This is a genomic window from Pseudomonas sp. SJZ103, from assembly GCF_007828335.1.
Classification (GTDB): domain Bacteria; phylum Pseudomonadota; class Gammaproteobacteria; order Pseudomonadales; family Pseudomonadaceae; genus Aquipseudomonas.
In genome coordinates this window covers 197,285-219,296 of the sequence record NZ_VIUN01000011.1, presented here as the reverse complement: position 1 = coordinate 219,296, position 22,012 = coordinate 197,285, and the positions used below count along the sequence as shown (strand labels likewise).

The 22,012-nt window shown below is 61.1% G+C and carries 23 protein-coding genes; 6 read left to right on the top strand and 17 right to left on the bottom strand.

The genetic code is table 11. The features are described 5' to 3' along the window. Positions 1–80 precede the first annotated feature (80 nt). The gene (locus tag FBY10_RS22510) at positions 81–1,016 is read right to left on the bottom strand and encodes an EamA family transporter (protein WP_145337724.1); all 936 of its coding nucleotides are present in this window, start codon (positions 1,014–1,016) and stop codon (positions 81–83) included. A gap of 208 nt (positions 1,017–1,224) precedes the next feature. Then, positions 1,225–2,790, bottom strand: a complete 1,566-nt coding sequence (locus FBY10_RS22505; protein ID WP_131696116.1) for a PAS domain-containing methyl-accepting chemotaxis protein — start codon at positions 2,788–2,790, stop codon at positions 1,225–1,227. Positions 2,791–2,953: 163 nt separating this feature from the next. Between FBY10_RS22505 and FBY10_RS22500 the strand changes: the two genes are divergently transcribed. After that, positions 2,954–5,152 carry an OsmC domain/YcaO domain-containing protein gene (locus tag FBY10_RS22500; RefSeq protein ID WP_131696117.1) on the top strand — a complete coding sequence of 733 codons (2,199 nt, stop codon included), beginning with the start codon at positions 2,954–2,956 and terminating at the stop codon, positions 5,150–5,152. 123 nt (positions 5,153–5,275) lie between these two features. On the opposite strand, the gene FBY10_RS22495 is transcribed toward FBY10_RS22500, so the two are convergent. Beyond that, on the bottom strand, positions 5,276–6,442 hold the full coding sequence (locus FBY10_RS22495; RefSeq protein ID WP_145337725.1) for a cystathionine gamma-synthase: 1,167 nt from the start codon (positions 6,440–6,442) through the stop codon (positions 5,276–5,278). Further along, positions 6,439–7,815, bottom strand: coding sequence for a cystathionine beta-synthase (locus FBY10_RS22490; protein ID WP_131696119.1), 1,377 nt, complete (start codon positions 7,813–7,815; stop codon positions 6,439–6,441). The genes FBY10_RS22495 and FBY10_RS22490 overlap by 4 nt, the downstream gene beginning before the upstream one ends. Positions 7,816–8,061: 246 nt before the next feature. Here FBY10_RS22490 and atzF point away from each other — a divergent pair, with 246 nt between their 5' ends. After that, the gene (atzF, locus tag FBY10_RS22485; RefSeq protein ID WP_145337726.1) at positions 8,062–9,858 is read left to right on the top strand and encodes an allophanate hydrolase; all 1,797 of its coding nucleotides are present in this window, start codon (positions 8,062–8,064) and stop codon (positions 9,856–9,858) included. Between the two features lie 2 nt (positions 9,859–9,860). Then, a complete protein-coding gene (locus FBY10_RS22480; protein WP_145337727.1) occupies positions 9,861–10,553 on the top strand; it encodes a GntR family transcriptional regulator in 693 nt (230 codons plus the stop codon). Between the two features lie 61 nt (positions 10,554–10,614). Here FBY10_RS22480 and dapA read toward each other — a convergent pair whose 3' ends face one another. The 7 genes from dapA to FBY10_RS22440 form a co-directional block, all read right to left on the bottom strand. Beyond that, on the bottom strand, positions 10,615–11,478 hold the full coding sequence (gene dapA, locus FBY10_RS22475; protein ID WP_145337728.1) for a 4-hydroxy-tetrahydrodipicolinate synthase: 864 nt from the start codon (positions 11,476–11,478) through the stop codon (positions 10,615–10,617). 280 nt (positions 11,479–11,758) lie between these two features. After that, positions 11,759–12,736: an alpha/beta hydrolase gene (locus tag FBY10_RS22470; protein WP_145337729.1), complete on the bottom strand. Its 978-nt coding sequence runs from the start codon at positions 12,734–12,736 to the stop codon at positions 11,759–11,761. 83 nt (positions 12,737–12,819) lie between these two features. Next, a complete protein-coding gene (locus tag FBY10_RS22465; protein ID WP_145337730.1) occupies positions 12,820–13,299 on the bottom strand; it encodes a VOC family protein in 480 nt (159 codons plus the stop codon). Positions 13,300–13,333: 34 nt separating this feature from the next. After that, on the bottom strand, positions 13,334–13,726 hold the full coding sequence (locus FBY10_RS22460; protein WP_145337731.1) for an ester cyclase: 393 nt from the start codon (positions 13,724–13,726) through the stop codon (positions 13,334–13,336). Positions 13,727–13,736: 10 nt separating this feature from the next. Further along, a complete protein-coding gene (locus FBY10_RS22455; RefSeq protein WP_131696126.1) occupies positions 13,737–14,357 on the bottom strand; it encodes a LysE family translocator in 621 nt (206 codons plus the stop codon). A 303-nt stretch (positions 14,358–14,660) separates the two neighbouring features. Continuing rightward, the gene (locus FBY10_RS22445; RefSeq protein ID WP_145337732.1) at positions 14,661–15,344 is read right to left on the bottom strand and encodes an HAD hydrolase-like protein; all 684 of its coding nucleotides are present in this window, start codon (positions 15,342–15,344) and stop codon (positions 14,661–14,663) included. A gap of 100 nt (positions 15,345–15,444) precedes the next feature. Then, the gene (locus tag FBY10_RS22440) at positions 15,445–15,936 is read right to left on the bottom strand and encodes a heme-binding protein (RefSeq protein ID WP_131696128.1); all 492 of its coding nucleotides are present in this window, start codon (positions 15,934–15,936) and stop codon (positions 15,445–15,447) included. A 110-nt stretch (positions 15,937–16,046) separates the two neighbouring features. On the opposite strand from FBY10_RS22440, the gene FBY10_RS22435 reads away from it, so the two are divergent. Beyond that, positions 16,047–16,928 (top strand): LysR family transcriptional regulator, encoded by an 882-nt coding sequence (locus FBY10_RS22435; RefSeq protein WP_145337733.1) that lies wholly within the window; start codon positions 16,047–16,049, stop codon positions 16,926–16,928. A gap of 207 nt (positions 16,929–17,135) precedes the next feature. Here FBY10_RS22435 and FBY10_RS22430 read toward each other — a convergent pair whose 3' ends face one another. The 5 genes from FBY10_RS22430 to FBY10_RS22415 all read right to left on the bottom strand — a co-directional run bounded on the left by FBY10_RS22430 (position 17,136) and on the right by FBY10_RS22415 (position 20,238). After that, positions 17,136–17,714: a hypothetical protein gene (locus FBY10_RS22430; protein ID WP_053129475.1), complete on the bottom strand. Its 579-nt coding sequence runs from the start codon at positions 17,712–17,714 to the stop codon at positions 17,136–17,138. 10 nt (positions 17,715–17,724) lie between these two features. Then, complete coding sequence (locus FBY10_RS22425) at positions 17,725–18,162, bottom strand: DUF3592 domain-containing protein (protein WP_145337734.1); 438 nt, start codon at positions 18,160–18,162, stop codon at positions 17,725–17,727. A gap of 311 nt (positions 18,163–18,473) precedes the next feature. Next, positions 18,474–19,058, bottom strand: coding sequence for a hypothetical protein (locus tag FBY10_RS22420; protein ID WP_145337735.1), 585 nt, complete (start codon positions 19,056–19,058; stop codon positions 18,474–18,476). A gap of 74 nt (positions 19,059–19,132) precedes the next feature. After that, the gene (locus tag FBY10_RS31570) at positions 19,133–19,288 is read right to left on the bottom strand and encodes a hypothetical protein (protein ID WP_178116786.1); all 156 of its coding nucleotides are present in this window, start codon (positions 19,286–19,288) and stop codon (positions 19,133–19,135) included. Beyond that, positions 19,285–20,238 (bottom strand): LysR family transcriptional regulator, encoded by a 954-nt coding sequence (locus tag FBY10_RS22415; protein WP_145337736.1) that lies wholly within the window; start codon positions 20,236–20,238, stop codon positions 19,285–19,287. The genes FBY10_RS31570 and FBY10_RS22415 overlap by 4 nt, the downstream gene beginning before the upstream one ends. 137 nt (positions 20,239–20,375) lie before the next feature. On the opposite strand from FBY10_RS22415, the gene FBY10_RS22410 reads away from it, so the two are divergent. Then, complete coding sequence (locus FBY10_RS22410; RefSeq protein ID WP_145337737.1) at positions 20,376–20,786, top strand: RidA family protein; 411 nt, start codon at positions 20,376–20,378, stop codon at positions 20,784–20,786. Here the strand turns inward: FBY10_RS22410 and FBY10_RS22405 are convergent. Beyond that, positions 20,783–21,142 carry a VOC family protein gene (locus tag FBY10_RS22405; RefSeq protein WP_145337738.1) on the bottom strand — a complete coding sequence of 120 codons (360 nt, stop codon included), beginning with the start codon at positions 21,140–21,142 and terminating at the stop codon, positions 20,783–20,785. The genes FBY10_RS22410 and FBY10_RS22405 overlap by 4 nt on opposite strands. Before the next feature lie 103 nt (positions 21,143–21,245). Here FBY10_RS22405 and FBY10_RS22400 point away from each other — a divergent pair, with 103 nt between their 5' ends. After that, positions 21,246–21,989, top strand: coding sequence for a class I SAM-dependent methyltransferase (locus FBY10_RS22400; RefSeq protein WP_178116785.1), 744 nt, complete (start codon positions 21,246–21,248; stop codon positions 21,987–21,989). The last annotated feature ends 23 nt before the right edge of the window (positions 21,990–22,012 follow it).

Sequence of the window (22,012 nt, the reverse complement as noted above, 5' to 3'; positions counted from 1 at the left end):
AGAGTCGTCCGCATAGTCAGTAGCGACTGGTTGGGAGTGGAGGAGGCAGGAATTGGGCCAGGTCAGGCGGGGATCTATCGTTACCGCGCAGACTTGCGATACGTCAGCAGCACAATCCCGGTCACCACGATGACGCCGCCGAGCATCTGCCCGGCGCTGAGCATTTGATCGAGCACGATCCAGCCCATCAGCAACGTCGCCAGCGGCTCAATGTTCATGACCGGCGCATTGCGCGGCATGTCCAGGCGCGGGACCGAAATGAACAGCACGATAAAACCGGTGCCATACAGCACCACCAACGTCGCGAGTGCCAGCCAGCCGGTACTGGTGGCCGGCAGGTTCAGGCCGCCGGGAAGGGCGCCGCTGAGGCCGGCGAGGTTGACGCTGCTGAACACGACGAAGATCGTCAGCAGGCTGCGCACTGAACCGCGAACCTGGGACAACTTATGGTCGGTGATCCATAGCGCGCAGGCGAACACGAAGGCGGCGCAGAAGGCCAGGCTGACGCCGAGCAGCCATTGCGGGCCGATATCGGCGCTGGTTGAGAGGCGGCCGGGTACGTCCAGCACAAACACCAGGCCCAGCAGGATCAAGCCCATCAGCAAGGCGGTGCGCGTCGTTGGGCGTGGGCCGCCTAATACCCAGGTGAGCAGGGCGAGCAAAATCGGGAATACGTTACCCACCAGTAGCGCGAGCGCTACCGGCACGCGGGCGACGGCGGAGTAGAGGCACAGGCTCTGGGTGGCGATAAGCAGGCCCAGCAGCACTTGCCAGCGCCATGCACCTGCCGGCAGGCGCAGGCTTTGGCGTTGCCACAGCACCAAAGCGGCCAGCACCAGCAAGGTGCCACCCGAGCGCAGCAGAATGGCCAACAGCACACCGGCGCCATCATCGAAGGCGACGCGAGCGGCGATGTGATTGCCGGCGAAGGCACAGCCCATGCAGAGCAGAATCAACACGGCAATGGGGCGGGAGAACAGGGCAGGGGTGCTTTGCAGGGAGACGGGGGCAGTCATGAAGGGCTCGGGCAGTAGGCACCATCGTCGGGGATGGGGATTTGTTTTTAGGTTGTCGTACAACTTCGTGGTGGGATTTGTAGCGTGTTTGTGTCGAAGGGGCAAGGAGGTATTTCGTTTGAGTGGTTATCGTGTGGCGAGCGGGCTTGTTGTGGCAAGCCCGCTCACCACAGTAAGCGGGATGACTATCAGAGAGGCTTGTCTGCCTTCAGCGATTGAAGCGCTCCACCAACGCGTATTGGGTGGACGCGGTATTCGTCAATTCCTTGCTCAGGTCCGTGGATTGATGGGCTTGTATCGAGGTCTGGTCGGCCAGTTCGGCGATGGTGGTGATGTTGCGGCTGATCTCCTCGGCGACGGCGCTTTGTTCTTCGGTGGCGGCGGCGATCTGGGTGGTCATCTCGGTGATATGCGACACCGCTTCGCTGATGCCCACCAGGGCCTGGTCCGCCTCAAGCACCCAGGCCACGCCTTCCTGGGCTTGGCGATGGCCGTTTTGCATGCTTTGCACCGCGTTGTTGGAGGACGCCTGGAGCTTGGTGATCAGGCCATGGATCTGGGTGGTCGATTGCGAAGTTCGCTGGGCCAGTTGGCGCACTTCGTCGGCTACCACGGCAAACCCTCGGCCTTGCTCGCCGGCCCGCGCCGCTTCAATCGCAGCGTTGAGGGCGAGCAGGTTGGTCTGGTCGGCGATGCCTTTGATCACATCCACCATACTGCCGATTTCGTCACTGTCCCTGGCCAGTTGCGCCACGGTCACGCCGGTCTCCCCGACGACGACGGACAGGCGCTCGATTGCTTCGCGGGTATCGCGCGCGACTTCGCGGCCGCGGCCGGTCAGGACATTGGCCTGCTGAGTGGCATCTGCAGTGCGCTGCACATGGCTGGCGACTTCCTGGGTGGTCGCGGCCATCTGGTTGACGGCCGCCGAGACCTGTTCGGTCTCCTGGCGCTGGCGGTCCAGGCCTCTGGCGCTGGCGCTGGCCAGCTGATCGGATTGCCCGGCCAGGGTACTCAGTTGCTCGGCGCTGTCCTGCAGGCGGGTGAGGCAGGTCTTGAGGCGTGCGGCCTGGCTGATAAACGCGGTTTCCAAGCGTGACTGCGGGCCACGTGCATCACTGTACATCTGCGCGATCAAGGCATCCGACGTCGAGGGCTCAACCCCCTCCAGCAGCCGCAAGGTACTGCTCTGGCGCCCGCGTGAGCACAACAGGCCTACCGGCAGCGCGACAGCCGCAGCCACTGCGACAGCCACCGGTGCGCTGAGAAACAGCCCGGCGACACTGCCAGCAATGGCGGTTGCAACATAAGGCACGCAGCTCAAGGCCGCCGGCAGCCAGGCATCCTGGCGGGGCACGCCCGGCTGGCCTTGGCTGAGACGCCGGTAGAGGGCCTGGGCGCGGCGGATTTCATCGGCTGTGGGCTTGACCCGCACAGACTCAAAACCAACCACCCGGCTGCCGTCGAAGATTGGCGTGACATAGGCATTGACCCAATAATGATCGCCATTCTTCGAGCGATTCTTGACGATGCCCATCCACGGCAAGCCTTGCTTGAGCGCACTCCACATGTGCGCAAAAACGGCCGGCGGAACATCGGGGTGACGCACGATGTTCTGGGGGGCGCCGATCAGGTCGACGCGTTCAAAGCCGCTGATATCGACGAAGGCGTCGTTGCAATAGGTGATCATCCCTTGAACATCGGTGGCGGAGATGAGTTTTTGCGAAGGCGCGAGTGAAACCTCGCGCTGTGTAACGGGCTGATTGTTGCGCATTCCGATTACTCCCTGGTTCCAAACAGTCCATCGGCGCGAACGTGCAGAAGATTAATGCACATTGACGATTTCGTCAGCCACTGGTCAAAAGCCTGAAACTTCCCAATGAAAAACCTCATAATAGCGGCCATTTTTGTTTAGCCCGTTATTCTGGTGTGCCCCCATGGAAATCAAGGTCAACTTTCTCGACAACCTCCGGCTTGAAGCCAAGTTCGATGACTTCACGGTGATTGCCGACCAGCCTATTCGCTATAAAGGCGATGGCTCGGCACCGGGGCCGTTCGATTACTTCCTGGCTTCGTCGGCGTTGTGTGCGGCGTACTTCGTCAAGTTGTACTGCAGCACGCGCAACATCCCCACGGACAATATTCGCCTGTCGCAAAATAATATTGTCGATCCGGAAAACCGCTATAACCAGATCTTCAAGATCCAGGTGGAGTTGCCGGCTGATATTTCCGATAAAGATCGCCAGGGCATCCTGCGTTCCATCGACCGTTGCACCGTGAAAAAAGTGGTGCAGGCCGGGCCTGAGTTCGTGATCGAAGAAGTCGACAACCTCGACGCCGATGCCCAGGCCTTGTTGATGCCGAGCGCGGGCAGCGAGGCGGGCACTTATATTGCCGGCAAGGACCTGCCGCTGGAGCAGACCATCGCCAACATGTCCGGGATTCTCGCCGGCCTGGGTATGAAGATTGAGATCGCCTCGTGGCGCAATATCGTGCCGAACGTGTGGTCGCTGCATATCCGCGACGCGCATTCACCGATGTGCTTTACCAATGGCAAGGGCGCGACCAAGGAGGGCGCCCTGGCGTCGGCGTTGGGCGAGTTCATCGAGCGGCTCAACTGCAACTTCTTCTACAACGACCAGTTCTGGGGTGAGGAACTGGCCAATGCGCCGTTCGTGCATTACCCGGACGAACGCTGGTTCCAGCCGGGCCCGAATGATGAACTGCCCAGCGAAATCCTCGACGCCTACTGCCTGAAGGTCTACAACCGCGACGGCGAGCTGCGCGGCTCGCACCTGTTCGACACCAACTCCGGCAATGAAGCGCGCGGCATCGTTTCGCTGCCGTTCGTGCGCCAGTCGGATGGCGAGGTGGTGTATTTTCCGTCCAACCTGATCGAGAACCTCTACCTCAGCAACGGCATGAGCGCGGGCAACACCTTGGCCGAGGCCCAGGTGCAGTGCCTGTCGGAGATTTTCGAACGGGCGGTGAAGCGCGAAATCATCGAGGGTGAATTTGCCCTGCCGGACGTACCGGCTGACGTGCTCGCGAAGTACCCGAGCATCCTGGCGGGTATTGCAGGCCTGGAAGCCCAGGGGTTCCCGGTGCTGGTCAAGGACGCGTCTCTGGGCGGCGAGTTCCCGGTGATGTGCGTGACCTTGATGAACCCGCGCACCGGCGGCGTGTTCGCCTCGTTCGGTGCGCACCCAAGCCTGGAAGTGGCGCTGGAACGCAGCCTCACCGAACTGCTGCAGGGCCGCAGCTTCGAAGGCTTGAATGACCTGCCGCAGCCGACCTTCGAAGCCCAGGCGGTGACCGAGCCGAACAACTTTGTCGAGCACTTTATCGACTCCAGCGGTGTGGTGTCGTGGCGCTTTTTCAGCGCCCAATCGGACTACGAGTTTGTCGAGTGGGACTTCTCCGGCCAGGGTGAAGATTCCAACGCCCAAGAGGCCGCGACCTTGTTCGGCATTCTGGAAGGCATGGGCAAAGAGTCCTATATGGCGGTGTACGAACACCTCGGCGCAACCGCCTGCCGCATCCTGGTGCCGGACTACTCGGAAATCTACCCGGTGGACGACCTGATCTGGGACAACACCAACAAGGCGCTGTTTTTCCGCGAGGACATCCTCAACCTGCACCGCCTGGACGAAGCCGAACTGCAGGCGCTGGTCGAACGCTTGATCGAAAGCGAGCTGGACGACTACACCGACATCACCACCCTGATCGGCATCGAGTTCGACGACAACACGGCCTGGGGCCAACTGACCATTCTCGAATTGAAGCTGCTGATCTTCCTCGCCTTGCAGCAGTACGAAGAGGCCAAGGAGTGCGTGGAGATGTTCCTGCAGTACAACGACAACACCGCCGAGCGTGGCCTGTTCTACCAGGCGATGAATGCGGTGCTGGAGATGGAACTGGACGACGACCTGGAACTGGCGGACTACGAAGCCAACTTCCGCCGCATGTTCGGCAATGAGCGGATGGACGCGGTGATCGGCTCGGTCAACGGCAGTGTGCGCTTCCATGGGCTGACACCGACCAGCATGAAGCTGGAAGGGCTGGACCGGCATTTGCGCTTGATCGAGAGCTACAAGAAGCTGCATTCGGCGCGTGCCAACATAATCCAGGCGTGACGCCTACTCAATGTAGGAGGGGGCTTGCTCCCGATGGTGGTGGTTCAGACAAATATTCAGTGCCTGACACGCCGCTATCGGGAGCAAGCCCCTCCCACAGTTGATCTTTGTTGGCTGGGGGATTTATATCCGTGCCAGGGCCTGCGCCAGGTCCGCTCGTAGATCCTCTACATCTTCAACCCCCACCGACAACCGCACCAGCCCGTCGCCAATCCCCAGCTGCGCGCGGGTCGCTGCCGGGATGCTGGCGTGGGTCATGATTGCCGGGTGTTCGATCAGGCTTTCCACGCCGCCCAGGCTTTCGGCCAGGGCGAAGAGCTTGACGGTTTCCAGGAAGCGCGTGGCGCCGGCCAGGTCGCTGTTCAAGTCGACTGAAATCATCCCGCCAAACCCGCGCATCTGCCTGCGTGCCAGTTCGTGCTGCGGGTGGGACGCCAGGCCTGGGTAATAAACCCGTGATACTTGCGGTTGCTGTTCCAGCCAGGTGGCCAGGTCGAGGGCGTTGCTGCAATGGCGCTCCATGCGCAGGGCCAGTGTTTTCACGCCGCGCAGGGTGAGGAAGGCGTCGAACGGGCCGGCGATGGCGCCGACCGAGTTTTGCAAAAAGCCCACGCGCTCTGCCAGTTCGGGGTTGTCGCCGACGATGGCGATGCCGCCGATCACATCGGAGTGGCCATTGAGGTACTTGGTGGTGGAATGCACCACGATGTCGACACCCAATTCCAGCGGACGCTGGATCCACGGGCTGGCGAAGGTATTGTCGGCCACGCAGAGAATGCCGCGGCTGCGGCAGATCCGGGCGATGGCGCTGAGGTCGGTAAGGCTCAGCAGCGGGTTGCTCGGGGTCTCGACCCAGACCATGCGTGTGTCGTCCTGCAAGGACGCTTCGAACGCCGCTACATCACTCAGGTCGACAAAGCTGAAACGGTGCCCGGCACTGCGCTGGCGCACCTTGTCGAACAGGCGGAAGGTGCCGCCGTACAGGTCGTTGCCGGACACGATATGGGCGCCGGCATCCAGCAACTCCAGCACCGTCGAGATCGCCGCCAGCCCGGAAGCGAAGGCAAATGCCTGGCTGCCACCCTCCAGGTCGGCCACGCAGCGCTCGAGGGCAAATCGCGTGGGGTTGTGGGAGCGGCCGTAGTCGAAGCCCTTGTGTACGCCGGGGCTGTCTTGCAGGTAGGTGGAGTTGGCGTAGATCGGCGGCATCAGCGCGCCCGTGGTCGGGTCGGGTGACTGCCCGGCGTGGATCACACGGGTGGCAAACGCGCTTTTATCGGGCAGGCTCATGCAAGGGATCTCCGCAGGTGGTTGAGCAGGTCGACGCGGGTGATCAGGCCGTGAAAGCCCGCCGCGTCGGCAATGATGGCGACCAGGCCGCGGTCCAGTTCGGCTTGCAGTTCGGCCAGGCTGGCGCCGGGGTCCAGGGTTTGCAATTTGTCGCTCATGGCGCTGGCGACAATCATGGAGAAGTCCGCCGCATCATGATGCAGACCCAGCAGGATGTCGGACTCATCGATCACTCCTACCAGTTCGCGGCCGCCCACCAGCACCGGCAGTTGCGACACGTCCGCCAGGCGCATGCGCTGGAAGGCGGTGAGCAGGGTGTCGTCGGGGCTCACGCTGATCACGCGGCCATCTTCGAAGCGCCGCGCGATCAGGTCGCGCAGGTCGCCGTAGTGCTTGTAGTGCAGCAAGCCGGCATCGGTCATCCATTGGTCGTTGTAGACCTTCGACAAGTAGCGGGTGCCGGTGTCGCAGACAAAGGTGACCACGCGCTTGGGCACGCTCTGTTCGCGGCAATAACGCAGCGCCGCCGCGAACAGGGTGCCGGTGGATGAACCGCCGAGAATGCCCTCGGCCTTGAGCAGTTGGCGGGCGTGGTCGAAGCTGTCTTCATCGCTGATGGAGTAGGCGTGGCGCACGCTGGACAGGTCGGCAATCGACGGGATGAAGTCCTCGCCGATGCCTTCCACCGCCCACGAGCCGGGTGTTTCCAGTTTGCCGCTGCGGCTGTATTCGGCCATCACCGAACCCACCGGGTCGGCGAGGACCATTTCCAACTCGGGCTGCACTCGTTTGAAGAAGCGTGTCAGGCCGGTGAGGGTGCCGGCCGAGCCGACGCCCACCACAATCGCGTCCACATCGTGTTGGGTTTGCGCCCAGATTTCCGGCGCGGTGCTGGTTTCGTGGGCCAGGGGGTTGGCCGGGTTGTTGAATTGGTCGGCGAAGAACGAACCGTCAATATCCTTGGCCAGTCGCGCGGCCATGTCCTGGTAATACTCGGGATGGCCCTTGCCGACATCGGAGCGGGTGATATGCACCTCGGCGCCCATGGCCTTGAGGTGCAGCACTTTTTCCGTGGACATCTTGTCGGGCACCACCAGCACCACCCGATAACCTTTCGCCCGGCCGACCAGCGCCAGGCCCAGCCCGGTGTTGCCGGCGGTGGCTTCAATGATGGTGCCGCCGGGGCGCAGGCGGCCGTCGCGTTCGGCGGCGTCGATCATGGCCAGGCCGATGCGATCCTTGATGGAGCCGCCGGGGTTTTGGGATTCAAGCTTGAGGAACAGTGTGCAGGGGCCGGTATCGAAACGGCTGACCCGCACCAGCGGCGTGTTGCCGATCAGTTCGAGTACGGCAGGGCGGGGTAGTGTGGGCATGTCGTCACCTGGGGGCTTAGGGTGGGGGACAGCAAATGGCACAGCATGGTCTGGAACAGTAGGTCGGTATCGGGTCGGTCGCAACCGAGGGGGCCATTGAATGTCTTTTTTTGGCGCATGGGCGATGCCCGGGTGCGCCATCTACGCGCACGTTTTGCGGCGATACCCGCGTAATCATTGGCAGAGTGACCTGGCGTGGGCTTTGCTTTAGAGAAATCCAAACTTGGATACAAGATGGAGTTTCCCATGCACAACGTTTTTGGCTGGACCCTCGGTGAATGGCAGGCCGCTTACCGCAGCGGCGCGATCACCCCGGATATTCTGCTCACGGTGGCCACCCAATACCCCGCCGAGGACACCGCCTGGATCGCCCGCGCTCAACCGCAGGCATTGGCCGGGCAACTGGCACAGTTGAGCGAACGGCTGGCAGCGCTGGGCGGCGATATGACCAAGCTGCCGTTGTATGGCGTGCCGTTTGCGATCAAGGACAACATCGATGCGGCCGGCTGGGACACCACTGCCGCCTGCCCCGAATTTGCCTACCGGGCGACGCAGGATGCCTCGGTCGTGCAGAAGCTGCGCGCAGCCGGCGCGATCCTGATGGGCAAGACCAACCTCGATCAGTTCGCCACCGGCCTGGTGGGCACGCGCTCCCCGTATGGTGCGGTGGGCAACAGTTTTGATGGGGATTACGTCAGCGGCGGCTCCAGCTCCGGCTCTGCGTCGGTGGTCGCCCGTGGGCTGGTGGCGTTTTCCCTGGGCACCGACACGGCGGGCTCCGGGCGTGTACCGGCGGGGTTCAACAATATCGTCGGCTTGAAACCGACCAAGGGACGGTTGTCCAATACCGGCCTGGTGCCGGCTTGTCGTACGGTGGATTGTGTCTCGGTGTTTGCGCTGACCGTGGAAGACGCCGAGACCGTGGCGCACGTCGCGGCGGGATATGACCCCAGCGATGCCTATTCCCGCGCCAATCCCAACACGGCGCCGGTGGCGGTGGGCGCTTCGATCAAGCTGGCCATCCCGCAGGCCCTGGAGTTTTTCGGCGATACCCAGAACCAGGCCGTGTTCGAACACGCGGTCGAACACTTCAAGGCGCTGGGCGCGGTGATCACCCCGGTGGATTTCACTGCGTTCAAGGAACTGGCGGACCAGTTGTACTTTGGCCCTTGGGTCGCTGAACGTACCGTGGCCCTGGAAAGCATGCTGGAAAACCAGCCCGAGGCAATCAACCCGGTGGTGCGCGGCATTGTCGAAAATGGCCGCCAGTACAGCGCCTGCGATGCCTACAAAGCCGAATACCTGCGGGCCGAACTGAGCCGGCGCATCAATGACAGCCTGGCCGGTTTCGATGCCTTGCTGGTGCCGACTTCGCCAACCCTGCGCACCCTGGCCGAGATGGCTGAAGAACCGGTGCGCTACAACTCGCAGTTCGGCTACTACACCAACTTCACCAACCTCGCCGACCTCTCGGCCCTGGCGCTGCCGGCCGGTTTGCGCGCCGATGGCTTGCCCAGCGGCATTACCCTGCTCGCACCGGCCTGGCATGACACGGCGCTGGCGCACTTGGGCAAGCGCTGGCAAGCCAGCCTGGAGCTGCCTTTGGGCGCCACCCAGCGCTCTCTGCCGGCACCGTCCGCACCCGTCCAAGCGCCCGGCTGCGTGCGCGTGGCGGTGGTGGGCGCGCACCTCACCGGCATGCCGCTCAACGTGCAGCTCACCCGTCGCAACGCGGTGCTGGTGGAGCAAACCCTGACAGCCGACACATACCGCCTGTACGCGCTGCCGGGCACCGTGCCGCCCAAGCCAGGGCTGGCCAAGGCGGACAGCGGTCGGGCGATCATCGTCGAGCTGTGGGACATACCCCTCGCACGCTTCGGCGAGTTCGTCGCCGAGATCCCCGCGCCGTTGGGGATCGGCAACCTGCTGCTGGCGGATGGGCGCAGCGTCAAAGGCTTCATCTGCGAGCCATGGGCGCTGGCCGATGCCCTCGATATCACCGAGTTCGGTGGCTGGCGCGCCTTTATTGCGAGTCGCGGTTAAACATGCGGGCCAAGACACGCCCCGACAGCCTGGCCGAGCAGATCTACGCACAGCTCAAGGCGGATATCTTCGACTTCCGCCTGCTGCCAGGTGATCGCTTCAGCGAAGGCGAGGTGGCCGAACGCATGCACGCCAGCCGCACGCCGGTGCGTCAGGCACTGTATCGCTTGGAGCGGGAAGGGTATCTGGAGGTGTATTTCCGCAGTGGCTGGCAGGTGAAACCGTTCGATTTCGCCTACTTCGAAGAACTCTACGACGTGCGCATCGTGTTGGAACTGGCCGCTGTCAGCCGGTTATGTGCGATGGACGCACCGAACCCGATGCTGCACGCGTTGCAGGCCACCTGGCAGGTGCAGGAGGACGAGCGCCTGCGGGACGCCCAGGCCGTATCGGCGCTGGATGAGCGTTTTCATTGCGCGTTGGTGGAAGCCACCGGCAACCGTGAAATGGCGCGCATGCACTACGCGATCACGGAGCAGATCCGTATCATCCGGCGACTGGACTTTACCCAGGCGCCACGCATTGCGGCGACGTACGAAGAGCATGGGCAAATACTTGCGGCCATCGTGCAACGGCAGGGTGATCAGGCGCAGCAACTGCTGAAGCGGCATATCGAACTGAGCAAGCAGGCGGTGCGCGAGATCACGTTGCACAGTTTGCATATGGCCCGGCAAGTGGGGGGGCAGATTTCCTGATGCCCTGAGCTTCTGTGGTGAGCGGGCTTGCCCCGCGCGAGGCAAGCTCGCTCACCACAGGTTACTGGGCGTGGCGTGAAAGCCGTTGCAGTTTTGCGATGACCGCCTCGGTTGCCCGCTGCATCGGCGCCCGCAACTCACTGTCGATCAACCCCTCCAGCGCCAGCGCGGCTTTCACTGGCGCGGGGTTGGGCTGCATGAACAGCGTGTTGATCAACGGCACCAGGCCAAGGAACGTCGCCCGCGCCTCAGCCAACTGGTTATCCCGTACCTGTTGCCACAGCGCCACAAACTGTTCGGTGCACACATGGGCCGACGCGGCAATCGCGCCGCTGGCGCCCAGGCACAGCGCATTGAAGATCTGCAGATCCTCGCCACACAACACATCCGCCTCACCGCTGGTCAACAGCGCCAGGGTATTGCCCAGGTTGCCGCCGCAGTCCTTGATCGCCACGATCCGCGGGTGCGCGACGATGTTCAGCAAGGTGGCCTGCTCGAAGGTCACGCCGGTGCGGTAGGGAATGTCGTAGAGAATGATCGGCACGCTGGACGCATCGGCCACCGTGCGAAAGAACGCTTCAAGACCTGCCTGGGAAGGGCGGATGTAACTCGGCGCCGGCACCAGCAAACCCGCCAGCGGGCGCTTGAGGATCTCGGCCTGGAATTGCAGCAGCTCAATCTGGTTGTTGCCCGCCAGGCCCATCACCACACGGTGGGACGGCACTTGTTGCAATACCGCATCCAGCACAGCCAGCTGTTCCTGGCGGCTGAGCGATGCGGCTTCGCCGGTGGTGGTGCACACCATGATCCCGGCCACGTGCTTGTCCAGCAGGTGGCTGACCAGGCGGTGCAGACCGACAAAGTCGATGGCGCCATCCTGGAACGGCGTGACCACGGGAACCCAGATACCTTGAAACGATGACATGCACTTCTCCTGATGATTGACCGCTTGAGTCACCGTCAGAAGGGCATGGGCAATTGTGCAAGGGGGAGGGAGTCCGCGCTCAATGTCCTGTCAGCTCATCTGACGGGACAGCGCGCCCCGGTCACATGAGCGACTGTTTCTTCGATTTGAGGGCGTGCGCAACGCAACCTTGCGCCTTGGCAATCAAGCCAATGACAGAAAGGTTAACGACTGAGGTTGCGGACATAAACTGACACACCCTGAATGAGGCCTCCATCTTCAGGGGGTGTCAGTAAATGTGTCAAGGGCGTTGCAGGTGTTCACGCACAAATGCGCGGATTTCCTGTGCAAGCTCTGCATCTTCCGGCGCGCCCATGAAACCGCCATGGGGCATCGCTTCGAACACGTGCAACTGCGCCGGCACCCGTGCCTGGCGCAAGGCCCGATGCAGGCGCACGGTGTTGGACAGGAACAGATCCCGCGTGCCGCTTTGCAGGAAGGTGGGCGGGAAGCCCCGGCTGAAATCACCGAACAGCGGCGACAGGTACGGGTGGGCCAGGTCCGCGTCGGCGGCATACAGCAGGTTGGTGCCCATCAGCGGGTTGGGCAGCACCACGTCTACCGTGCGGTTGACATGAAAACTGTCGCCCGACTCGGTCAGGTCCACCTCCGGCGACAACAACACCAGCGCCGCCGGCAGGGGCAACCCTTCGTCGCGGGCACGCAATACCAGGGCCGCTGCGAGGTTGCCGCCGGCCGAGCGGCCACCGATCACGATACGGTCCGGGGCGTGATGCTTGAGCACATGGCGGTAGGTGGCCATGCAGTCATCCAGTGCCGCCGGGTAGGGATGATCGGGTGGCATGCGGTAGTCCACGCCGTAGCAGACCATGTTGTGCAGGTCGGCCTGCCTCCCGGCCGCGACGCGGCAGTTTTCGCCACCGCCGAATACCAGGGCACCGCCATGCAGGTCGATGTAGGCGCCGCCCGTGTGATCCGACGGCGTCGCCACGTGCACGGTCGCGTTTTCTACGCGCAGGGTATGCAGGCTCGCGCGCAGTGAGGCCGCCTGGCCGGCGGTGGTTGCGGCGAAGTGCTCGGCAACGGTGGCCTGCATGCGGCGCCAGCCGTCGTGGTCGTCGGGCGCCGGCATGACGTGCAGAGCGTTCAACGGTACGCCATCCTCACCCACCATGCGCTTGAGCATCGCCTGGGCTTCGGGGCTGATCGAAGAGGGCACCGGAATGGTCCGTGGGCTGATATGCACGCCGTCGCTCATGGTCGGTTACTCGAGGGTGTCGATGTGTGCATCGAAGTGGAAAAGGTCATTCTTGTCTGTGCTCGTTTCGTAGACGTAGGCGGTCAGTCCTTTATCGCAGCTTCTATCGCCGCAATGTCGATTTTGGTCATGGTCATCATCGCGTCGAATGCACGCTTGGCAATGGCCGGATCAGCGTGTGCCACCGCATCCGTCAACACCCGAGGCGTGATCTGCCACGATAACCCCCACTTATCCTTGCACCAACCGCAGGCACTGGCCTGGCCGCCGTTGTCGATAATGGCGTTCCAGTAGCGATCGGTTTCGGCCTGGTCGTCGGTGGCCACCTGGAAGGAAAACGCTTCGCTGTGGGGGAATATCGGGCCGCCATTGAGGCCGATACACGGGATGCCCAAGACGCTGAACTCGACGGTCAATACGTCGCCCTTTTTACCCGAAGGATAATCCCCCGGTGCCAGGTGCACGGCGTTCACCGCACTGTCGGGGAAGGTCTTGGCGTAGAAGTTGGCAGCCTCCTCGGCGGTGCCGTTGTACCAGAGGCAGAGGGTGGTTTTGCTTTTCATGATCGGGCTCCACGTGAGAATGGGTGCGTGGAGTCTAGCCGGCCAACTGCTGTTCGATCGCCGCCTTGTCGATGACCGACCAGACCTGCGCGATTTTCCCGTCGACGAACGTGTAGAAAACGTTCTCCGAGAACGCCACCTGGCGACCATTGATAGGCAACCCGAAAAACTCGCCCCTGGGCGTGACATTGAAGTTCAGCCGGCTGGCGACGGTGGGCGGGTCGGCGATCAGCAACTGGATGTGGAACCGCAGGTCGGGGATCTCGCGAAAGTCGCGCTCCAGCATGGCGCGATAGCCCTCAAGACCGACCATCTTGGCGTTGTAGCTCACGTCCGGGTGGACGAAGTCGCCTAGTCGGTTCCAATCCTGTTGGTTGAGGCAGTCGATGTAGCCGAGGTACAGGTCGGAGAGTTCGTTGCGGGTCATGTTTTTTCCCTCAAGCCCTGCGCGCGGTCAACAACACCGTCGCCGCCGCCGACAACAATCCCGCGCAGCAGCGATTGAATAGGCGTTTGCCACGCGGCTCGGCAAACCAGCGACGCATGTGCAGGCCCATGTAGGCATAGGCGCTGATGGCGATCCATTCCAACACCAGGAACATCGCGCCCAGCAGGGCGAATTGCGGGGTGATGGGTTGGCCTGGCACCACGAACTGCGGAAGGAACGCGGTGAAGATCAGAATCGCCTTCGGGTTGCCTGCCGCCACCAGAAACTCCTGCCGCGCCAGTGCCCACAGGCTTACCTTGGCGGTTACCGATTCCGCCTCCGCCTGGGGATTCGCGCGCCACAGCTGAAACGCCAGATACAACAGATACGCCGCGCCCAGGATCTTGATCGCGTAGAACAGCAGTTCCGAGGTTTGCAACACCACCGCCAACCCCGCAGAGGCGAGGGCGATCATGCCCGCGAAGGCCAGCAGGCGGCCGATGCCGGCCAGGCATGAAGTGCGGTAGCCATAGCGGGTGGAGTTGCTCACGGATAGCAGGTTGTTGGGGCCGGGCGCCATGTTCAGGGCGAAGCAGGCGGGGAGGAAGAGGGCTAGGGTGGCGAGGTCCATGGCGACTCCGATTTTGGACGGACGGGGAGCGTCGAGGATAAGGGGAGTGGGGGTGGTTGGACAATGCGCGTCCGCAGTCCGGCAACCATGGTGCCTACCGAGGCCAGGCGCGCTGTGGCGATCGACGACTGAAGTGGAATCCCCCGCCAGATCATCACTGGTACCGTTAAAAACACACTTCGACCCAAAGGCCTTGGATTTTTATACGTTCTGTGGCGCGACTGCACCGTCCCCAACGTAGAGGACCTCACTACGAACCTTTAAAGAGTTTTGACTGCGCTGCCTGCAATTAGCAGGCGACGTTCAATGCACAGGCAAGCCAACGACGACGAGAATGTCACTGAATTTTATGAGGTTAACGGCTTTGCAATCGTCGGGCAGAGATCCATAGCCCCAACTGGCAAAGGCAAACGGAATTCCATACGCACGGGCAGCTTCAAAATCGTTCCAGTTGTCTCCGATCATTATCTTGGAAAGCTTTTCATAATCGGCCAGCGCCACCACTGTACTTAGGTGTCTAGGGTCAGGCTTCTTAAAGGACACGCTATCCCCACCACAAACCACATCCATAAATCTCAACAGGTCGGTTTGCTTGAGAATATCGATGGCAATCAATTCGTTTTTATTCGTACAAACCGATATTTTCCATCCCGCGTTTCGCAACGCGCTGAGGGTTTCAATTACCCCCTCATAGGGTTTTGTCATCAGGTGGTCAGTATGTTCGTAGCGCGAGATGAAGGTATCGATCGCTTCTTCCATATCATTCACGCCCCGCAAGCAGAACGCCCGCCTGGCAAATGAACGCATTCCGTCGCCGAGGAATAATGAAGTTGTTGCGACTAAAACTGGCTCAAGATTCCGCTCGATAAGAATAGTGTTCAGTTGCGCTGTCATGTCGCCCGCAGAGTCGACGAGAGTGCCATCAAGGTCAAAAATGATTGCGTCAGTCCCAACCGGATGAGTAATTTTCAGGTCATTTATCGACATATATGTTTACTCATGTTTTGCAGGGCTCTGGCTCTGGCTTTTTTTGCTACGCATCAGCACATACACCGCAGCGGATGCGAGTAGCGAGATCAGAAAGCGTTTATCTGAATGCAGCTAGCCCGGCCTGAGCGATCTCTTCATCGTGCTGGGGTGTGTCCGCGGATACGCCTACGGCCCCAACGGTGTGCCCGTTGACGACGATCGGAAAACCGCCACGCATCAGCACAAAGCCCTGGGCGGTGATGGCGGCAGGTCTGGCGCCGTTGATAGCGTCTTCTAACGCACCGCTGGGACGGCGGAATAGAGCGGCTGTGCGTGCTTTCCCGGGGGCCAGCTCAACGCCTGCTGGCACAGCGGCGTTGTCCATGCGAGCCAGGAGAATGGGCAGACCAGCACTATCGACAACTGAGATCACGCATGGCCACCCAGCCGTTTGCGCCTTCGTTTGCGCTGCCGTGAGGATCTGTTGAGCGGCGGCAAGCGTCAGAACTGGCTGGTTGGGCAAATCTAATGCTGCGGCTGCTGGCAAGGAAACAAGTGTGAGGGATCCAGCAAGGCCAACAGCGACTGCGATGTGGGGGAGACGGAACATGGTGAACTCCTAGGAAAGTGAGTCCATGATTGAAACAGGGGAGACAATTCAGAACAATAAAGCCTATTAGTCATATAATTCAGAAAAACTGAATATGGGAGTCAAGTGACATGGACATTCGCCATCTTCGCTCCTTCGTCACAGTTGCGGAAAATCTACATTTTTCACGCTCAGCTGAGCAACTGGGCGTGTCTGCCCCAACGCTCACTGCGCAGATCCAGGAAGTCGAGAGCTTGTTAGAAGCCAGGCTTTTTAATAGAACAAAGAGGTCTGTCGCTTTGACGCCGGCTGGGGAAGCGTTTCTGACAGAAGCCCGCTCAACCCTTGAACAATTTGAGAGGGCTATTAATGTGGGCCAACGTGCAGGCCGAGGCCAGGTTGGTCGAGTGGAAATCGGCTACGTGGGTTCAGCCGCCTTTTTCGGGGTACTCCAAGACCAAGTCCAGCGCTTTCGCAATCAGTGGCCAGACGTCATGGTGAACACCAAGGAACTCCCTACCGAACAGCTCACGGCACTTCTTGAGGATGGGCGGATTGATGTAGCCTTTGTCCGCATGCCCGTACAGCTACCTGATGCAATCTCCAGCCGTATTTTGGCGCGAGACCGCTTCTGCCTGGCGTTGCCAGCTGACCATATCCTGGCAAAGACAGATGATGACATTCGCCCGAGCGCGCTTGCGAGCGAGTTGTTTGTGCTACCTGAACAAGCGTCAGGGTTGCGTGAGGTGGCCAAGCGCGGGAGATTCGATCCATACATTGGTTCGGTTCCCGGAAGTCTGGTCGCAGTACTGACACAGGTGGGACTGGGCGTGGGTATAGCGGTCATTCCCAACGTTCTGATTCAAACTATCCAACTGCCGAATGTTGTCTTTAGGGCGATAGCTGGGCCTCCCATTTTTTCAGAGGTGGGGGCTTTGTTTCGTCGCCATGAGAGGCTGCCGATTGTGTGCAACCTCATTAGCCAGATACTTGAGACCGATGAGCGCGTGTAAATAGGCGATCCATCTGCGGACTGCACGCAAAGAAATGCTGTGAGGGAAGTTTCACCGTGACCTGTATGGCGAGCAATAGACCTTTTCAGTGCTCCGACCACGAGATGGTGACTGACATCAGCGGTGCTGCGGCAGTTTCGGGCCGTTTACTGCCCATCCGCAGCCTTGCTCGAACCTGGCGAGCCGCACGCCCGCGAGGGCTGATGATCAGAACAGCCCGCCCAAGGAAATCGTCGCGCCGCCCCCAGCCTGCAGTCCAACGTTAAGGCCAGCGGCGACGATCACGCCTTTGGCTGAGCGCAGCAGGCGCGTCGTGCTGTCGTGGGGCAGGAGCAGGTTGCCCATAGGCGTCAGTGTGGCGGCGGCCATGGCCAGCAGCTTGGGGTCCAGACCGAACAGCATGGCCGAGCCGCTGGCTCCGCCGACCAGGCCCACGCCCGCTTCAATGAACACACAAGCGCCTTGGAAGTCCTCCCGGGTCAGACCGCGGGCAGCGATCGAGTCTGCAACCAGCACTTGGCCAAACGCCGGAAAGTCTTCGCTTGCGCCAGCGGCCCCGACGCTCTTGCCGCGCACGTGCAAGTTGACCTTGCCGAAACGTGGCAGGCGCGCGCCGATGCCCATGCCGACCCCGACCGAGCCATAACGAAACTGCTGGTCGACTCCCTTGGGGTCGGTCAGTGTCAATGCACCGCCAGCGGCGGCCGCGAATACTACGGTCAAGCCGCCGCTGCTGGCTGTCTTGTAGCGCCAGTCACTGACAGTGACGGGTAATGGGATTTGCATTTGAATATCCTTATAGGTGCCGCGCTATCTGGCGCCGACGAATCCACGCGGCCACATGGTAGCCGCCGCCTGCGATAAACACGATTGCGAACAGACCCGTCAGTAGGCTCGCGCCCCATAGCGCACCACGGTCTTCAATGATTGCGGTACTGGAGGGGGCATCGGCGCGGTAAAACACCGTCACTGAGTCGCCCACCGCGTAGCCGAATATAAACCCGCTCTCGGGGTAGCTGACCGTCTTGCCTGCGGCGTCGGTAAAATCAATTTGTGGGTGGCTGCCGCCCGCGTTCAGGGCGCTGACATGCCCTTCGGCGCGTTGCGCCTGGGCCAGAAAGCTCAGCCGGTCTTCGACCAGCCATAGGGTGAGGTAGAGCAGGCACAGGCCCAGCGGGATGAATATCAGTGCGCGGGGCAGATCGCCGCGCCCGGGAGAGGGTCTCTTGGTCATGGCAGGTCCCTTGCGTCATGCATAAACGGCGGCTATTACAATCAACCGGTGGGACGCTGTCAATCGGCCGGGCAAGAACTGCGCCTGACCCCGTCCAGCGTTCATGTGCGGTAAAGCCGCTGCACCGGGCTCTACCAACAGATAGCTGATCTTGCCGTTGGCAGTACCCGATTGTTGTGGGCAATTTTCAAGGTATGCCTCCAAAACCGGGAAAGGAAAAACCTGATCGGATAGCGGCCGGGGCAGGGACATTAATCGGGGGAGGGCTTGATTGAACAGGTTTTGCAGAAGCCCCTCACCCCGCCGCAGAGTCAGAAGCTCTCAAGACGCACGTGGATTCCCGCTCGTCCAGCCAGCTCGATAACGTCTTCGAGCCGATCCGCGTCAACAATGAAGCCGTCGTAATTTTCACCTCCGGAGTCCAGGTGAAGAAACCGTTTACCGAACTGGGCCAGCCACTGATCAAAGTTATCTAGAACCTGTGGCATGGATGAAGCGTCTTCCCTTACATAGGCGTAGGGCGCCTTCAAGCCACTGGCGCTGACCAAAAAGGGGGCTTGATACTCAAACACGTCATAGCCCTTCCAATCCAGGCTAAGGAGAACGAGGTTTTCAAGTTTTTGTCCCCTTGAGTCATTCAGGAAGCCTTCCGTGAGGGCACAGCAGGGGTCATCTCCCATCGCGTATCTGCGCATAACGCGGCGGACAAGTCTGGCACCTTCTTTTTCCGCAGTGGTCGCCACCAGCGCCTGGGCGAAGGCTTCGAGGGCTTTTTTCTGGGTGGGGTCGCTGCGCTCGGGCCGCAGCTCTTTCATGATTGCTGAAGCGCTGAGGTTGGTTTCCTCGGGAGGAGGCATGGTAAAGCGTCCACCAAACAACCGATCCAAAATGCCCATGTCTGTCCCTGTATGAGTGTGAGGAAAACCATTGAATTACGTGCCACTGTCGTTCAACAACTGTCCAGGGACGATCAAGGCAAGGGCGCTGGGGTCACGGTGTACCAGCCCGGTGGGGTTTTGGCACACAGCGGCGTTTCAACGGTGATGTCGGCCTGGGTGGAAAGTTGGCGGACGGCAATCACGCAGCCGGCCTTGAACGTACTGAGTTTTATCACTTGAAGCTTCATTTGGTGGCCGCAACCATACTATGAAGGGGATGTACTCGCCCACTGACAGGCGCATGCACGGCCATCAACTCAGCCACCCATTCGATAAACACGCGCAGCTTGAGGCTGATATGCCGGTTTGGCGGAAAGGCCACGTAAAGCGGCATCGGATCGAGGGTCCAGTCTTCGAACAAGGGCACTAATTCACCCCGGTCCGCGAAGGCTTTTGACATGTACGTGGGCAGCCACAACACCCCAAGACCGGCCAGGCCGGCGGCGAGGTAGGCGTTGCCGTCGTCGACCGCCAGGGCGTAGCGGCCCTTGATCTGGAGAGTTTCAAGGTGCTTGCGCATCGCATAGGGCAAGGGCTTGCCGGTGCGGGCCCACAGGAAACCGACGATACGGTGGTTGGAGTCTTCCAGTTCCTGTGGGTGAGCGGGCGTACCTACGCGTGCCAGGTAGCTCGGCGCCGCAAAAACGCCGAGGGGAAGGTCGCCTACCCGGCGCGCCATCAGGGATTGATCGGTGAGTTCGCCGCCGCGCACCACACAATCGACGTTCTCATCGATCATGTCGACGATGCGGTCGCTGACGCCCATATCGATCTGGATATCCGGGTACCGGGCGTAAAATGCAGGCAATGCGTGCACGAGGATCATGCTCGCCAGCGGGCTTGGCACATCCACGCGCAGGCGGCCCCTGGGTAGGGTCGCCGCGCCGGACAGGCTGGTCTCGGCGTCGTCCATGTCAGCCAGCAGTTGCAGCACGCGTTCGTAGTACACGGCGCCGTCGGCCGTGACGTTGACTTTGCGCGTGGTGCGGTTAAGCAATTTGACCCGCAGGCGCGCCTCCAACTGCTGCACCAGTTGCGTCACGGTAGTCTTGCTCATGTGCAGGGTCTCGGCGGCCTTGGTGAAGCTGCCGGCTTCCACCACGCGAGCAAATGCCTGCATTGCATCAAAACGGTCCATAACGGCCTCGGCGATCGATTGTTTGGGTTTCACAAACAGTGCTGGCTAAGGTTGCTGGTTTATCGCCCTGGCACAAGCCCCTAGAGTCTGCCCATCGTTAATTGCGGGTCAATTTCGACCCTTTGATGGAGGCATCCATGACGCAGCGTAATGTGGTTTTTCCGCCTGGACGCCAGGCGCTGTATGAGCGCAATCGCTATTCACCGGCCATCAAGTCCAATGGCTTTTTATTCGTCTCGGGCCAGGTCGGCAGCCATGAGGACGGCTCGCCCGAACCCGACCTGGAGGATCAGGTCCGTCTGGCGTTCAACAACCTGAATGCGATCCTGGGCGCTGCCGGTTGCACCTTTGACGATGTGATTGACGTGACGGTGTTTATCGTCGATCCCGAATCCAGGTTTGAGACGATCTGGAAGGTGGTGCCGGAGTTCTGGGGCGAAGCGCCACACCCGACGCTGACTGGCGTAGGGGTTACGTGGCTGTATGGGTACCAGTTTGAGATCAAGGTGATTGCCAAGCTTCCAGACCCGGGCCCCGCGAGCACTTAAGGGGCCGACGAGGTCCACACCGCCAGTTCATAACCATCCGGATCAATGAAGTGAAACCTGCTCCCGCCAGGGAACGAAAAGGTTTCCCGGCTGATCACGGCGCCGATGGATTTGAGCCGCTGCTGCGTGCCTTCAAGATCATCCGCGTACAGGATCACCAACGGGCCACCCGGTCGAACGGGCTCTCCGGTAGTGAAGCCGCCGGTCAGTCGCCCATCGCTGAACTCGGTGTAGGTGGGGCCGTAATCGACGAATTCCCAGCCGAAAACCGCGCCGTAAAAGGCTTTGCTGCGGGCGATATCACCCACGTTGAACTCGATATTGTCGATCTGTCGGTCTTGACCGCGAACGCTCATGGTTGCCTCCTTGGCGGATGGTTGAGGTGCGAGTGTAGCGGTTTACGCCCAGGACTGGGTTACCATGCCGCCGCGAAATTCCCGCCGAACCCTCTGGCTACTTATGTCCTCCAACGCGCTGTACACCGACCTGTCCATCTACTACGACCTGATGTGCGCCGACATCGACTACCGCGCGCAAAGCCACAGTGTGCGCCGCCTGCACCAATTGTTCGGCAATGACGGGCGCCGCCATCTGGACCTGGCCTGTGGCACCGGGCCGCATGTGCGCCACTTCCTCGACTTCGGCTACCGCAGCGCCGGCCTGGACATCAGCCAACCGATGCTGGACCTCGCCCAACTGCGCTGCCCCGAAGCACAGTTCAGCCGCCAGGACATGGCCGGTTTCCAGGTGGACGAACCGCAAGACCTGATCACCTGCTTCCTGTACTCGACCCATTACAACCCCGGGCTGGCCCAACTGCGCGCCTGCCTCGCCAGCGTTCACGGCGCACTCGCAGACAACGGCGTGTTCTGCTTCAACGCGGTGGACAAACTGCATATCGACAACCGCTTGCTCGTACGCCATAGCGTCGAGTTTGAAGGCAGCCACTTCACCTTCGGGTCCGGCTGGTATTACAGCGGAGAAGGGCAGCAGCAGGCGCTGCGCCTGAGCATCGAGAAGATCACGGCGGGGGTGACTGAGGCTTGGCAGGATGAGCACACCATGGTTGCGCTGAGTTTCACTGAGTTGCAGGCACTGTTACAGCCGCACTTCGAGGTGCAGGTGTTCGAGCATGACTATGAGCGGATCACGCCCTGGGAGGGCGTGACCGGGAATGCGTTGTTTGTGTGTGTGAAGCGTTAATGAACTATCGCTCCTTCATATGC